Here is a 15,615-nt window from a genome sequence, read left to right as displayed (position 1 = left end):
ATTTTAGCCTTCCCTCACCATATTCATGAGCATCCGAATACGCCCAGCTCTTTTGACAGTTACTTTTTCATTAAATAGCGCTTCAGATGCTGTTAGAATCTCTTTTGCTGCCCTTGATTGCGGCTTAGCCGATATAATAACCTTTCCTGCCTCTTCAGATTTTCTGAAATCCTTAGCTTCAAAAGGAACGACAGCCAGAGCATTAAGTGATGACAGCTGCTTGAAATCATTTGCAAACAACTCAATAGAAGAGTTTTTACCTTCTTTATTTATAATAAGATGTACAGAATCACACTTATTATTATCATCCATATATTTAGTTATAATAGATGTATTTCTTACATTTATGATATCTTGTTCTGCAACAACAACCAAGTCATCAAGACTATCAACCACGTATAGCAATTCATTAGATAATTTATTTGGCATATCAATGATAACAATTGATGCCATCTTTGATGAATACTCAATAATTTTATTTAGAATGTTATCAATGCCTTTTATAACAGCATCTGGCTTCAATAAATAAGGGAATATTGATAGATTATCTGATACTTTTACAAGCATATTACTCAAGAAAAGCTCATCTATTTGTATGGATGAGTTGATTAACTCGTCAAAATATGATTGTGAAGGCTTATTGAAACTCAAACTTGAAGTTCCAAATTGGAGATCAAAATCCAATAGAATAGTTTTCTTTCCCAGTATCTCAGCTGTATAAGTGGCAATATTATGAGATATGGTTGAGCTTCCAACGCCCCCCTTTGCTCCAATGAAGCCGATAACGCGCGCATCACTTTGAGTCTTATTGGCAAATATTCTAGTGATAGAACTAAAAATATCACTAGAATTAAATGGAGCATTTATATAATCAGATACTCCACAAGCAATAAGGCTGCGATATAGCTGAATATCATTGTCGTGACCAAGAATAATTGCTTTTGTACCAAGTTGGCACAGGGATGCAATTTCCTCTACGTCCCGCAAAATAAAATTATATCCGCTCGTAAATTCTACGACAATCAGATCAAAACTGCTATTTTTAAGCTCCCGAATAGCAGCTTCACTACCGCCTTCAAAGATCTTTATCCGCGCCTTGGACGATTTACCATTATTCTTTAATTCAGTAATAACCAGTTCCAGTTCTTCTGAAACTGTAAAAAATCCTATTGATATATTAGGTAAATTACTCATTATCTTTTCTGATAAAAAAATCAACGCAAAATGAATTATAATATAAAATATTTTGCGTTGAATAAACGATTAAAATAATAAATTTATTTATTCTTTATTATCACTTTTTAATGACAATTCACCTTGCTGATACTTTTTGAGAATTCTATTAATTCTTCCAGCATCAGGAGGTGTTATATTTCTCATTCTATATTGATCATTCGTGTTATCCATCTGAACAGCAATATTATTGTTCATTGAACAACCGAAATTTGAATATGTCCTCATATCTTTATCATTGAGGATATCATCAGGCCAAATACCGCATTCACGTTGAACGGCCCCGACAACCCCATATACATCAAGTCTGATATATGCCTTTTCTTTCTTTTTAAGCGGAATTTTTGCGACAGATATTCTCTCTGAGGGCACACCGCTATATCTGAGATATGTCATTACCATTTCTTCCAACCTATTGAGGTCATTCTGGTTTTTGGCATATTGAGGTACGACAATTTTTATACTGGAATCCCTGCGCTGATTGGCTTCCGTAAGGGCCTTTTGTAAAACTTTTCTCTGTTCATTAGAAAGAACTGCTTGTTTTACAAGATTTGGCATAGCATACATAGTTGGAGGGGCTTTACGTACATAAGTAAAGTGATGATCATCTGCGCCACTAACCATTTGAGAAGCTAATCTCTCCTGGCTCGTACATCCTGCAACCAGTAACAGTACTGATAAAGCTATAACATTATATCTTGTCATTGTTCGTCATAGAAATCAGGTATCTATTATTTGATCCCAACTCTATTTATCCTCTGCATTATTATGTAATGTTTCCTATATGAATTTTGTATTCAGGAAAATTATCAAATTAAAACATTAACTTATTACGTCGACACGGGAATCGTGGAATTACTTATTAATATATCCAACTGATCCGTGATATTTTCCAGATGTCGCCGCTGCACCAGAACCATGATAAATCTTATTAACCTTAGCGAGGAAGACGGAATTGACGTCTGTTGCCATTTCAAGATTGTCTGTCGGACGTGAATAATCTGCTTCATTACCCGGCTTTGCCAGATAAGGCGTCACGATAATAACAAGCTCTTTATCGATACGACGGCGCAATTCATTTCTAAACATTGCACCAATGAGCGGAATTTTCGACACAAGCGGGACAGCAGTTCGACTATGTTCTGCCTGATTTTGCACAAGTCCTGCAATCATCATAGAACCACCCGATGGTAATTCGATTGTTGAAGATGCATTTCGCCGGTTCAAGGAGACAACCTCGCCGTTAAGACCTGGCACCTTGGTATTGCTAGCCGGTTCTGATACATCAGTAACAACTTTCAGGCTGATGCGCCCCGGTGAAAGCACAACTGGCAGAAACTCCAGCCCGATACCATAGTTAATCTGAGACAAGCTGGACGAACTACGACCATCAACTGTCAAGCTGTTAATCACATTATACTCTCCGCCCACTTTAAATTGAGCGGTTTCCCCTGAAAGCGCAGTAAGTGTCGGCTCAGCGACAACTTTCATTGCACCGGACTTTTCCAGACTATCCAGATATGCCTCAAGGGTAGTTCCGAGGGCTAATGTATGTATTTTTCCTGTAGCTCCCGGCAAGCTATCCAAACCAAATCCGGTCTTCTTTGTTTTAAGCTCAATCCCAAGCTGCTTGCTGACATTTCGGCTAACTTCAGCGACCACAACTTTGAGCGTTACCTGCTGTCCTCCCGTAACCTGAATGAGATTGATAATCTCATTCTTGCCGCCGGAAGCTTTTGCACCAGTCAATTCTGGTTCGTTGCCACTTTGTCCGTCATGTTTAATACTGGCATCGCCTCCAAAGATATATGCATTGGCCAAAGCGGTTGCTTTTTCAATATCGCTTGCCTTTTGCACCATCCCGGACAGGACAACGTTGTCATTAACCAGGGAAACTTTAATGTCAGAATTGGACAAATATTGCCGCAATGCCTGCCGCAACGGAGACAAATCACGTTCAATACGAACTGAAATATCACTGATTGTATTTCCGTCCGTATCCAATGCCACAAGATTGGTCTGTCCAACACTCTTGCCGAACAAATAAATATCCTTGGAAGATCGTACGATCGCACCCGCAACCTTCGGGTTTGCGACCACAATGTCACTCACTTCGCGTGGCAAATGGACAATGGTTGTCTGATTCAACCCAACATTTACGCTCGAAATCGAGCGGGTCACATTTACTTCCGCAGCATTTACCGAAACAGGTGAGAGCGCAAGGCCGGCACATAAGAAGCCACCAACATATAAAGCAAACATAGCACTTTTGATTTTTTTAGATTTTTTCATCTGGAGGGACTTCATCGACGCACTCCTACCTCTGTAATATTAGAACTGGTTATCAAATGAACATTGCCCTTAGGCCCCGGCGCAAAAACCAGGTGCTCAGCATCTTTTTCAGACTCGAGCGGAACTTCATCATTTTCGACAATTGCCGAACGCAACGATAGATCCACCTTGCTAGCCATCGCCTGAGCGGCCACCATGATTTCAACCTGAGCAGGCGTCAGTTCAAGCGTAGCTGTTTTACCAAGAATAACCGGCTCCTCAGCATCACTGCTTGCAGCAACCTGATCAATCGCCAGCACACGGACATCACGAAGAACAGTCTCTGTAATCATACTTGGTAAACGACCGAGATTAATGTCAGCATTGCCATTTGCCCCCGGCCTGGTGCGCGTGATGACAACATCGACCTTATCGTCCGGGAGAATAAAACCGCCCGCAACAGTATCCACCGCAACATTAACCGCCATGGCACGCATATGCGGCTTGATTTTGAGCGACAGCGCTCTTTTTTCAAGAGGAATATAATCACTCACATTCAGAATATGCCCCGGCATCACAGCCGTTTTTAATCGAAGCTGGGCAAGGCCTTCAATTGCTTCCGGCTCTGCTTCACGCATGACAGCCCCCGGCTGAACAATATCACTGGACCGGGTTTGCCAGCTCAAGGCTCCTTCAAGCTTGTCTCCCGGCTGAAGGCTCCGGTCAACAACCAGAACCTCGACCGGTCGCGGCTTTGCCTCATGATATTCAACTGTTTGATTGCTACCTTTCAGAACTTCAAAAGTCCCAATCAACAATGTAACCACCGCAGCAATGGCGGCAAATACGAAAAGAGTTATGCGTCGTAATCTCAAAATCTTGACCTACCAAATAAAAATGAAAAAACCGCATAAGCAATATATGCAGCCACACTAAAATAATATTTATGATTTTATGAACGAATCAATCGCTTAATAAAATCTATACAAAGAAAATAATATTTGCGCTATATCTTTTCACATTTTTGTGTATAAGCACCCCCGACAGCAGAATCAACGCTGTATAGATTCATCCCAATTTTGTGGGATACTCAATTATATTACTAATATGGAGACAAAAATGAATAATATTGTTCGTTTTATTAAAGATGATTCCGGTGCAACTGCTATTGAATATGGTCTTCTGGCAGCCCTGATTTCCGTTGCTATTATTGTAGCGGCTACTACCTTGGGTCAAAATCTGTCAGCTACTTTTAATAGGATCAGTGGTAAGCTTGTAAGTGCAACCCCGGCCACAAGCTCGGGCTCATAATTATTAATATCTAGCAAAAACCTGAAAGGGGAAATTCTCCTTTCAGGGCTAAAAAAATGATTCAATATTTATCTTTAATATTTATACTCGCAATAATTTACGATTTCCGATTGATGCGTATTCCCAATATGTTGTCATTGGCAATGATTATTGGATATATATTTTATATATTATACAGGAAGCATGAATTATATGACATTATAATTCATGTTTCCTGTGCCTTATCGATCCTTATATTATCCTATTTGCTTTTTGTCTTTAGAATTATTGGCGGCGGAGATGGTAAATTCATTGCAGTAATCGCCCTATGGTATGGCTGGAGCCAGCCATTTCTTGAATATACGGTCTTAGCCGGCCTGCTTGGGGGGCTTCTATGCCTGTGCGCTTTAACTGTGCGCAATATTGCATTTTATCTGCCTATCCCGGTATGGATACCGGACTGGCTTACAAAACGAGGCCATAAGGTTCCTTATGGTGTCGCATTGGGAATTGCCGGCCTTCTAACAATACAAGATATTATAAATTAACAATAGTATATGAATTATTTATATTAAATATAAAATAATTATCTTGTATCTATCATTTTTTATTAAATTACAGAGTAATTATTCTATAATGTCATTATATAATCATTCTTTACCAATTAAGCACCGCTCATCATTGGCCAAATCCTTATCAATACTGCTTATGATCGGCATATCCTTTCCATTAAGCGGCTGCCTTGCATCCTTAAAGCCCAACTGGGATATGACAAAGGCTTTAAAGAGCGAGCCGGATGACAAGAAAATTGCACTCGAATATTCCAGATCGTTGAGCGAGCGTGGCGAAAAAATGCAAGCGCTTGAAGTTATAAAAAAGCTTCAAACCAGTCATCCCAATGATAAAGACGTTTTAGCCGCCTATGGAAAAGCGCTGGTGTCTGTTGGACAGTATCAGTCGGCGCTTCAGGCCGTCCACATGGCAGAAAACCCTGCAAAAAGAGATTGGCGCCTTATCTCAACTGAGGCTTCAGCACGGGACGGATTAGGCCAGCATATTAAAGCCCTGAAGCTTCACCAGCAGGCCATCAATATGAATCCCAATGATGCTTCGCTGTTATCTAATCTAGCCATGTCCTATATTTTGACTAAAAATAACAAGGCAGCAGAAGCAGCTCTCGTTAAGGCTGTAGCCATGCCCGACGCCACACCACAAATACGTCAAAATCTAGCATTCGTACTCGGTCTGCAAGGAAACTATGATGCAGCACGCAGATGGTACAACAAAGATTTACCAAAAGATCAAACAGAATCTAATATTGCTTATATAAAGAATACTTTTCTCTCTGCAAATGGATAATTGCAACATATTATTATTAATATTTGCAAACATCCTGAATATATAAATTGTTAAGTTAAAGAGATTGATGTGAAAAACTTTATTAAAGACAACAATGGCTCTGCTGCGATTACAACTGCTATACTTATAGGAGTGCTCTGTGTTGCCTCCGGTTCCGCGATAGAAATAACCCGCATTGTTACCTATAAAAGCGAGCTGCAACATGCTGCAGATTCTGCAGTCTTAGCTGCTATTTCGGATTCTTCCAAGGCAGCCAGAATATGGCGCGAGCAGGCCACAACGCAACATATGAGGATTCCAGAAGGCGACATTGAATTAACGGACTACTTTGAACAAAATTTTCCTAAGAACGATGTACTCATAATGGAAAAAAATCAAGTAGAACCACGTGTCGAGATTAAAAATCAAATCCTGCAGTCAGACCTGACTTATAATGCAAAATTGAAATCTTATTTTTCCGGAATATTAGGATATGACAGTTTTGAGTTAAGTGGTCATGCTCAAGCTAGAAGATTAATACAAATAAATGAAAGCAAAACAGATACTCCATTTGATTTATACTTTTTTCTTGATAATTCTCCATCGATGGGAATTGGTCTAACGCGCGATGACATTCATGCGCTACAAAAATACCCCGTCTGGGGCACTAATAATGGTGGTTGTGGCTTTGCCTGCCACTTTAGACCAGAAGAATCTCCTAGTGAATGGACTCCATCAGAGCTACCAAACCTTCGTAAACGACTGCCTCCAGTAACTCTACGCATTGATGATCTTAAAAAATCTTTTATACATGAAATTGAGCGTATCGAAGCTGAGAGCCACTTAAGCAAAAAAAATCCAGTCAATATCGCAGCTTATTCTTTTCCAGAAGAAGATTCGCTGAAGGGTGGAAACCCGGATGATATTAGAAAGCTTTTTGATTTAAGTGATAATTATACGAATATTTTAAAGAATATAAAAACAGAATCATATTTATCGCTTATGAAGGTTGGAATAGAAGCCCAGTGTATAAATCAATCATGCGATTATGAAGGAAATTGCACACCATGCATCCCTGGAACGAAGGGCTATACTATTGGACCGCGTTATAATTCTAATCTTCCAGAAGCAATGCGCGTCATAGAAAAAGACATTCTTTCCAATAAAACCGATAGAAAAAAAGCTATGATCATCATAACCGATGGTTTTGCTAATTACGACATGAAAGACAAAGACAAATGTTATCAAAGTGTCTCGGTCAGACCTCAGAGAACCATTCCTTTAGGTACGTGTGTAGGGCCAATCAATCTAGAATTATGTGAAGAGATTAAGAAAAAGGGGATTCTGATTGGTACAGTTCAAACAGAATACGTACCGGAATTAAAAAATGCGGATGACGAATTTGAAAAAATAGTTATACCGCAAGCTGAAATGGTGTCTGATTATCTTGCTAAATGTGCAAGTCCAGGACTCAGCTATAAGACTAATTTTGGATTAAGTGTTACAGAAAATCTAACCCGCGTTGTCGATAAATTAATTCGACGTGTAAAATTAGTTGAGTAATAATGAATAATTTATACTTATCTATATTAAATAAAAAATCCATCAGAAAATTTTATCGTTCGGACGATGGTGCTGCAGCTGTTGAGTTTGCTATCATTGCTTTTCCATTAATTGTAACAATTATTACTATAATATACTTATCTGTTGTATTTATTGAGAAGCAAGTATTAGCTAACTCAATAGATGAAACAACAAGACAAATGAAAATTGCATCGCGATTAAATCCAATGGAATTTAATGCAGATAAATTTCGTATTAAATTATGTGAAAACAACAATAAGTCATTTAAAATCAATTGTGACAAATTAAATGTTCATATGGTTGGATATAACAAAATTGGTGAATTTAGAAATTTCTCCGCACCCATCTCTGAAAACAATTATAGTAATACAAATGTAAAAGAAAAAATATCTATTGTCTTTGTTAAGTATAACTGGTCAGACATATTAAGTGATAATAAATATTTTAACAGCATATTTAAAGATTTTTTCAATACTGATGAAGTAAGGTTATGGACAAATGAATAATTCAAAAGACTGCTTTACCGCCTCAGACGAAGGCAGTATATCAGTTGAATTTGCACTATTATTTCCTGTTATTTTATGTCTACTTCTCATTACTATCGAACTTTTTAATATGTTTGACACAGATAGAAAACTATACCTTGTTGCATCAACAACTTCAGATCTTTTAAGTGAGCTAATAGTAGACAGTAAAGATTTTGAGGAATACGGCAATGATGACAGATCGGCAAATAAAACAGATTATAAAAAAATTTGTGACATTATATATGCTGGTAAGAAAAATTTATATCCTCAAAATACAAACAACCTAAGCCTATTAGTAAGTTATTTTCAGAACGGACAAAAACAATGGGAAATTAACGATAATGATTTTGATGAACAAATGAGTATTGCTATACCTGAATCAATTAAAAGAGAATCAGGAAATTTTAATCACATATATGTATCTGTAAAATATAAATATAATATACTTTCTGGAAATATAATTTCAAACTTATCCAATTTTAATTTACGAAAAGGCTATTGGATAACAATAAGAAATGAAGAGACAATTGAATGCACGGACTGCAACTCCTCTAGACACTGTAGTAATTAAGCAAAATTATGATCCTGCCTCACAATAAGCAGGGTCAGGTTTCATTAATTTGACGGGAATGATGTGGGGCCATCCGTTCGGATTTGAACCACCAGCGAGCGAAATATTTTATTGATTGCCGAGAGCTTGAAATTATCGAACAGGCACTTGCGCGATGAGATAAAATTTTCTCAATAGGATTTGCTTTTATCGACATGGAGAAGGTCCAGATATCTCTGTCGCGGTGAATAATCCGAGACTGTATATAAAGCCCCCAAATGGGGGCTTTTTTTGTGAATGCTGAGTTTACGCCCCTTTAAACTGCCGCATTTACACTTCAGGCGATAAAGAACTTAAAAAATATGCAGGCGGGTGGATTTAAGAAAACATGGCATCGCGAGACGGTAGAAACGGACGGATCGAACCTTCTTTTGGAAAACCAAAGGAAAAGGAAGAAGACGTGTTTCGCGTCGATGAAGAGGATCGCATGGCCAGAACGCAACGCAAAGCCAGGCAGCCGAAAGAACGCCAGCCACGCGGCTCACGCCGCAAGCCTAAAAAACGCACTGGTGTTTTTGGCTTTATTCGCCGCAGCTTTTACTGGTGTCTTGTGCTCGGTCTTTGGGGCGGCATTGCATTTGCCGGTATGCTTGTCTATTTCGCCGCCAAAATGCCGCCGACAACTGACTGGGCTATTCCAGATCGTCCACCCAATGTGCGAATTGTCGATGTACAGGGCAATCTGATTGCCAATCGCGGCACCACCGGCGGCCAGGCTGTCGGGCTGCACGAAATGTCGCCTTTTATCCCGCAAGCAGTCATGGCCATTGAAGATCGCCGCTTCATGTCGCATTTCGGCATTGATCCAATCGGACTTGCGCGTGCAATTGTTACCAATATTGCATCTGGCCGTGCTGTTCAGGGCGGCTCGACGCTCACGCAACAGCTTGCCAAAAACCTGTTTCTGTCACCGGAACGTACATTGGAACGCAAAGTGCAAGAAGTGATGCTCGCCCTCTGGCTTGAACATAAATACACTAAAGAACAGATATTGGAGATGTATCTGAACCGTGTTTATCTTGGTTCGGGCGCCTATGGTGTGGATGCTGCGTCACGCCGCTATTTCAACAAATCGGCCAAAGACGTGAACCTGATGGAGGCCGCGACCCTTGCAGGCCTTCTCAAGGCGCCTTCACGCCTGTCACCGGCACGCAACCCGGAAGCCGCGAGTGCGCGTGCGAAGCTGGTGCTCGGCGCCATGCGTGAAGAAGGCATGATTGATGACCGTCAGGTGGCGATTGCAGAAAGCGAACCACCGACACGGGCAGCCTCTTACTGGCAGGGTTCTGAAAACTATTTCGCTGATCGTGTGGTTGCTGAAATTCCGGCGCTGATTGGCGAGACAAAGACAGATATCACCGTTGAAACAACGGTTGATCTTAATCTTCAGCACGCAGGTGAAGAAGCAATCAAAGACCAGATTTCCGCAAATGGAAAGAAGATGAATGTCACCCAGGGGGCGCTCGTTTCCATCGATGGAACGGGAGCAGTGCGCGCATTGGTTGGCGGTTATGATTATGCAGCCAGCCAGTTTGACCGCGTGACCGACGCACGCCGCCAGCCAGCCTCATCCTTCAAGCCGTTCGTTTATCTCAGCGCTCTGGAGCAGGGACGCACGCCCGATTCTGTGCGCAATGATGCGCCGGTGCGGATCGGTAAATGGACGCCAAGCAACGACAATGGCAAATATATGGGCGAAGTGACGCTTGCGACAGCCCTTTCCCACTCGCTCAATTCTGTTTCGGCCCAGCTTGTAATGGAGGTCGGCCCGCAGACTGTGATCGATACTGCACATCGCCTTGGTGTGCAGTCAAAGCTCGAACCCAATGCGTCACTGGCACTTGGAACATCAGAAGTATCTCTTCTGGAACTGACCGATGCCTATGTGCCTTTTGCCAATGGCGGCTATCGTGCGCCGGTTTATTTCATCACCAGAATTACCGATTCTGAAGGCAAGGTTCTTTATCAGCGTGAAGACAGCATCGGACCGCGGGTGATTGATGATCGCAATGTCGGCATGATGAATGCCATGCTTCGCAAAACAGTGGAAGACGGCACCGCAAAACGCGCGGCTTTTGGCTGGCCAGCAGCTGGCAAAACCGGCACCAGCCAGAATTTTCGCGATGCATGGTTTATAGGCTACACCGCCAACCTCACCACTGGTGTGTGGTTTGGCAATGATGACGGCAAGGGCATGAAACGCGTATTCGGCTCAACGCTTCCCGTCAACGCATGGAAAGCCTATATGAAAGAAGCGCATAAGGGCGTCCCTGTTGCAGAGCTTCCCGGCCATTACGATATCCAAAATATCATACCCGGCGGCAGCGATGGTATTGACCCGAACATTCCTTATGAACCGGGTATGCTCCCGCAGGGTGGCTATGGAGAACAGCCGCTGGCTGGCAATGATGATGATGGTTACTGGCCACCGGCACCTGATTCCCCTGCCCGCAACAACGTTCAGCAAGGGCAACAAACGGGCGTATCTGCCAACTATCCGCTCAATGGTAATGGTGCTCCGCCGCAGCAAAACCGGGACTCCACAACGCTTCTCGATATTATCATGGGAAATACGCAATAAGATAGATTCGGGCAGATGAGTTCGGGAAGCCAGGTTCGGGGCCGGTGACATATCGGCCCTCATCGCGATCAAGTGAAGCAGCTAGCGGTGCCATCCGTTAAATCTGCTCGAAATCCTGAGCGGCTTAGTTTATTCAAGGATTGAGAGTGAGGTTTTCATGTCCACAATTTCCCAAACAGATGCAGCCCGGTCTGAAGCTCCCAATCCAGATGCAGAGCGTAAAACACTGGTTTTGACGGGTGCAAGCCGTGGCATCGGTCATGCGACAGTCAAACGTTTTTCACGTGCTGGCTGGCGTGTCATCACCTGTTCGCGGCAGGACTTTGCCGAAAATTGCCCCTGGCCAGCAGGACCGGAAGATCACATCAAGGTCGATCTTGCCGATCAGGAAGATATCGGCAAGGCCATTGCCGAAATTCGCCGCAGACTGGAAGCGAATGGCAGCAAGCTGCACGCGCTTGTCAATAATGCCGGTATTTCGCCAAAAGCAGAAGGTGGACGCCGCCTCAATTCAATCGAAACCCCGATGGCCGTCTGGCGCGATGTGTTTCAGGTGAATTTCATGGCGCCGATCATGCTGGCGCGTGGTCTGTTCAAGGAACTGGAAGCTGCGCAGGGTTCTGTTGTCAATGTGACCTCGATTGCCGGAAGCCGCGTGCATCCATTTGCCGGTACAGCCTATGCAACCTCCAAGGCAGCGCTGGCGGCCCTCACCCGCGAAATGGCATCGGATTTTGGCCCCCATGGTATTCGCGTCAATGCGATTGCTCCCGGCGAAATCGATACGGCCATATTGTCTCCCGGAACAGAAAAGCTGGTTGAGCAATTGCCGATGCGTCGGCTTGGCAAAACTTCGGAAGTGGCAGAAACCATCTATTATCTTTGCTCCGAAGCTTCATCCTATGTGACGGGGGCAGAAATCCACATCAATGGCGGCCAACACGTTTGATTGAAAGTCGGGTTATCCATGATCCTTTGTTGCGGCGAAGCTCTGATCGACATGCTGCCACGCGAAACCGCGAATGGTGAGACGGCATTTTTACCGCTTGCCGGTGGATCGGTTTTCAACTCGGCAATAGCGCTTGGACGCCTGAATGTCCCGACCGGGTTCTTCTCAGGGCTGTCGTCCGATTTTTTCGGCGATGTGCTGCGTGATACGCTCGCACGATCCAATGTCGATTATTCTTTCTCAGCCACCTCGGATCGTCCGACAACGTTGGCTTTTGTCCGCCTCATTGATGGGCAGGCACGCTATGCTTTTTATGATGAAAACACAGCACTGCGGATGCTATCGCAAAGCGATATCCCGCCGATTGATGATACAATAAAAGCCATGCTGTTTGGCTGTATCAGTCTGATTTCCGAGCCTTGTGGCAGCGTTTATGAGGCACTGATGAAACGTGAGGCCAAGAGCCGTGTCATGTTCCTCGATCCGAATATTCGCTCAAGCTTTATTACCGACCGCGAAAAACATCTTGCCCGCATGAAGCGCATGATCGCGCTTTCAGATATTGTGAAACTCTCGGATGAAGATCTCGACTGGTTCGGCGAAACTGGCAGTCATGACGCGATTGCCGCGCGATGGCTCAAGCTTGGGCCGAAGCTGATTGTCATTACCAAAGGGGCGCATGGAGCTGATGCCTATAGCGCAAATGCCACCGTTCGCGTGCCGGGCGTGAGGGTCGATGTGATCGATACGGTTGGCGCGGGCGATACTGTCAATGCGGGGATTCTTGCAAGCCTCAATGCTGATCGTCTGTTGAACAAGCAGGCGATCGCTCAACTCAATGAAGATCAGATACATGCAGCCGTGGCGCTTGGCGTTCGTGCTGCGGCAGTCACAGTTTCACGCGCAGGCGCCAATCCGCCATGGGCGGTGGAAATGAAAGATTAGGGTCAAGACCCTAGATCCACCCCCAATTAGAACTTGTGTGTGAACGGACAGTCCCTCGCCCTTGACCTGTCTTATTTAGCGCCTTCTATTGAACAAGGACGACAGAGAATCGAAATCAAGCGAGGGACAATCATTGGACGTCTTGCGTATAGCTGCCTTCTCGCAAGGCAATCAGGGTGGTAATCCAGCCGGTGTACTGATTTCTGAAAAAATGCCCTCAAGCGAGGACATGCAGAAGATTGCCAAGGATGTGGGTTTTTCGGAAACGGCCTTTGCCACGCCGGAAGCGGGAGGTTTTCGTGTGCGCTATTTTGCACCGGAAACAGAAATTCCGTTTTGCGGCCATGCGACCATTGCGCTTGGCGCAGCCCTCGCCATGCGCGAAGGTGACGGGCATTTTGCACTCAAACTCAACAATGCTGAAATCAGCGTGAAAGGCCGAAAAGAAGGCGATCTTTTTGCCGCCAGCCTGCAATCGCCAGCAACCCGCAATCGTGCCGCATCTGAAATCGAGATTGAGCAGGCGCTTGCATTGTTCAACTATGAAAAAGACGATCTGGCTCCGAATATTCCACCTGCGCTGATTCATGCCGGGGCTGATCATATCGTGCTGGCTTTGCGTTCACGCGAGAAACTTGCAGCCATGCATTATGATCTGCAACGTGGTCGGGTCTTGATGAACCGTCAGGGCTGGACCACAATCCTGCTGGTTTATGCTGAAACGCCAAGGCGTTTTCACAGCCGCAACCCATTTGCATCAGGTGGTGTCTATGAAGATCCTGCGACAGGTGCCTCGACTGCCGCCTTTGCCGCTTACCTGCGCGATATTGCTTGGCCGCATGAAGGCTCTATCGAAGTATTTCAGGGCGAAGATATGGGAATCCCCTGCCATCTACATGCAGAGATTGGCCATATACGCGGCGAGCCTATCCGCCTGTCCGGTACTGCGCGGCTGATGGAATAGTAAAATGCAACTCGTCAAACCTTGACGAGTTGCTCCACACGTTCTTCATTGCCGAAGAATTTGAGATAGCGCTCGACTTCCTTCGGATCGCCAGTTGCCTTCTGCGGATTATCCGAAAGCTTGACTGCCGGACGACCATTGGCATCAATCACCTTGCAAACCAGCGATATGGCTTTCAGGCCATGGATCGTTGTCGGTGCACAACCGGCAAAGTCATTGGTCAAGTTGGTGCCCCAGCCAAAGCTCATGCGCACTCGTCCTTCAAAGTGGCGATAGGTTTCCTCAATCGTATCGACATCGAGCGCATCGGAGAAAATCAAAAGCTTTTCGCGTGGGTCCTTGCCGCGTGATTTCCACCATTCAATAATACGTTCTCCGCCTTCAATCGGCGGAGCGCTGTCGGGGCGGAAGCCGGTCCAGTCAGCAACCCAGTCCGGCGCATTGCGCAGGAAAGCAGCCGTGCCAAAGGCATCGGGCAGAACGATAAGAAGATTGCCGCCATAATAGCGGTTCCAGTCCTGTAGCACGCGATAGGGTGCAGAACGCAGCTCTTCATCTGTATTGGCAAGCGCTGCCAGCACCATCGGCAATTCATGCGCATTGGTGCCAAGCGCTTCAAGATCATTATCCATCGCCAGAAGCACATTGCTGGTGCCGGTAAAAGCTGAACCGATACCCTCTTTCAAGGCTTCCACGCACCAGCGCTGCCACAGGAAAGAATGGCGACGACGCGTACCAAAATCTGAAATCTTGAGATCAGGCAATTCGCGCAGCCGCTCGACCTTGCTCCACATCTTGGCCTTGGCACGGGCATAAAGCACATCGAGCGAAAACGGCCCGAGGCTTTTCATCGCAGCACGCGAACGAAGCTCATTGATAATGGCAAGAGCCGGAATTTCCCACATGGTCGTGTGAGACCACGGACCATGGAAATTTAGCTCATACTGGCCATCCTTGCGGTTCAATTCATATTCCGGCAGTTGAAAATCATGCAGCCATTGAAGAAACTCGGGCTGAAAAATCTGCTTGCGGCCATAAAAACTGTTACCCGCCAGCCAGATCATTTCTTTTTTGGTGAAACGCAATGTGCGTGCATGATCAAGCTGCGCACGCAATTCGCCTTCATCAATCTCATCGGCAAGCCGCACCGATGTCGTGCGGTTGATGAGCGAGAAGGTCGCATCTACCTTGGGGTAAAGCCCCCAGATCATCTGCAACATCAGAAGCTTGTAAAAATCCGTATCCAGCAGACTGCGGACAATAGGATCGAGCTTCCATGCGTGGTTAAAGACGCGCCGCGCGATATCGGTTTTGGCCATAGCG

General features: G+C 44.5%; 15 protein-coding genes. 10 read left to right on the top strand and 5 right to left on the bottom strand.

Annotated elements, in window-relative coordinates; translation table 11 throughout:
- Nucleotides 1–3: 3 nt before the first annotated feature.
- From FHY56_RS09310 to cpaB, 4 genes are all read right to left on the bottom strand, one after another.
- Complete coding sequence (locus FHY56_RS09310; RefSeq protein ID WP_140904887.1) at nt 4–1,194, bottom strand: CpaE/TadZ family protein; 1,191 nt, start codon at nt 1,192–1,194, stop codon at nt 4–6.
- A gap of 87 nt (nt 1,195–1,281) precedes the next feature.
- Nucleotides 1,282–1,938, bottom strand: coding sequence for a CpaD family pilus assembly lipoprotein (locus FHY56_RS09305; RefSeq protein WP_140904886.1), 657 nt, complete (start codon nt 1,936–1,938; stop codon nt 1,282–1,284).
- A 150-nt stretch (nt 1,939–2,088) separates the two neighbouring features.
- A complete protein-coding gene (locus tag FHY56_RS09300) occupies nt 2,089–3,540 on the bottom strand; it encodes a type II and III secretion system protein family protein (RefSeq protein WP_140904885.1) in 1,452 nt (483 codons plus the stop codon).
- Nucleotides 3,537–4,379 (bottom strand): Flp pilus assembly protein CpaB, encoded by an 843-nt coding sequence (cpaB, locus tag FHY56_RS09295; protein ID WP_158447744.1) that lies wholly within the window; start codon nt 4,377–4,379, stop codon nt 3,537–3,539. Before cpaB ends, FHY56_RS09300 begins: the two co-directional genes overlap by 4 nt.
- Nucleotides 4,380–4,623: 244 nt before the next feature.
- Between cpaB and FHY56_RS09290 the strand changes: the two genes are divergently transcribed.
- From FHY56_RS09290 to FHY56_RS09245, 10 genes are all read left to right on the top strand, one after another.
- A complete protein-coding gene (locus FHY56_RS09290; protein WP_193556773.1) occupies nt 4,624–4,815 on the top strand; it encodes a Flp family type IVb pilin in 192 nt (63 codons plus the stop codon).
- A 56-nt stretch (nt 4,816–4,871) separates the two neighbouring features.
- Entirely contained in the window at nt 4,872–5,342 is a 471-nt protein-coding gene (locus FHY56_RS09285) for an A24 family peptidase (RefSeq protein WP_140904882.1), read from the top strand.
- Nucleotides 5,343–5,430: 88 nt separating this feature from the next.
- Nucleotides 5,431–6,153, top strand: coding sequence for a tetratricopeptide repeat protein (locus tag FHY56_RS09280; RefSeq protein WP_140904881.1), 723 nt, complete (start codon nt 5,431–5,433; stop codon nt 6,151–6,153).
- Between the two features lie 69 nt (nt 6,154–6,222).
- The gene (locus FHY56_RS09275) at nt 6,223–7,695 is read left to right on the top strand and encodes a TadE/TadG family type IV pilus assembly protein (RefSeq protein WP_158447743.1); all 1,473 of its coding nucleotides are present in this window, start codon (nt 6,223–6,225) and stop codon (nt 7,693–7,695) included.
- A 2-nt stretch (nt 7,696–7,697) separates the two neighbouring features.
- Nucleotides 7,698–8,222, top strand: a complete 525-nt coding sequence (locus FHY56_RS09270; protein ID WP_140904879.1) for a TadE/TadG family type IV pilus assembly protein — start codon at nt 7,698–7,700, stop codon at nt 8,220–8,222.
- Complete coding sequence (locus FHY56_RS09265; protein ID WP_140904878.1) at nt 8,215–8,814, top strand: TadE/TadG family type IV pilus assembly protein; 600 nt, start codon at nt 8,215–8,217, stop codon at nt 8,812–8,814. Before FHY56_RS09270 ends, FHY56_RS09265 begins: the two co-directional genes overlap by 8 nt.
- A gap of 367 nt (nt 8,815–9,181) precedes the next feature.
- Nucleotides 9,182–11,434 (top strand): transglycosylase domain-containing protein, encoded by a 2,253-nt coding sequence (locus tag FHY56_RS09260; RefSeq protein WP_140904877.1) that lies wholly within the window; start codon nt 9,182–9,184, stop codon nt 11,432–11,434.
- Between the two features lie 157 nt (nt 11,435–11,591).
- A complete protein-coding gene (locus FHY56_RS09255) occupies nt 11,592–12,383 on the top strand; it encodes an SDR family NAD(P)-dependent oxidoreductase (RefSeq protein ID WP_140904876.1) in 792 nt (263 codons plus the stop codon).
- Between the two features lie 18 nt (nt 12,384–12,401).
- Nucleotides 12,402–13,328, top strand: coding sequence for a carbohydrate kinase family protein (locus FHY56_RS09250; RefSeq protein ID WP_140904875.1), 927 nt, complete (start codon nt 12,402–12,404; stop codon nt 13,326–13,328).
- Between the two features lie 133 nt (nt 13,329–13,461).
- On the top strand, nt 13,462–14,292 hold the full coding sequence (locus FHY56_RS09245) for a PhzF family phenazine biosynthesis protein (protein WP_140904874.1): 831 nt from the start codon (nt 13,462–13,464) through the stop codon (nt 14,290–14,292).
- Nucleotides 14,293–14,306: 14 nt separating this feature from the next.
- On the opposite strand, the gene pncB is transcribed toward FHY56_RS09245, so the two are convergent.
- A complete protein-coding gene (gene pncB, locus FHY56_RS09240; RefSeq protein ID WP_140904873.1) occupies nt 14,307–15,611 on the bottom strand; it encodes a nicotinate phosphoribosyltransferase in 1,305 nt (434 codons plus the stop codon).
- Nucleotides 15,612–15,615 lie beyond the last annotated feature (4 nt).

Source organism: Brucella gallinifaecis (assembly GCF_006476605.1).
GTDB lineage: Bacteria > Pseudomonadota > Alphaproteobacteria > Rhizobiales > Rhizobiaceae > Brucella > Brucella gallinifaecis.
Note: the sequence above shows the minus strand (reverse complement) of the source record. Positions and strands in the feature narration are given on the sequence as shown.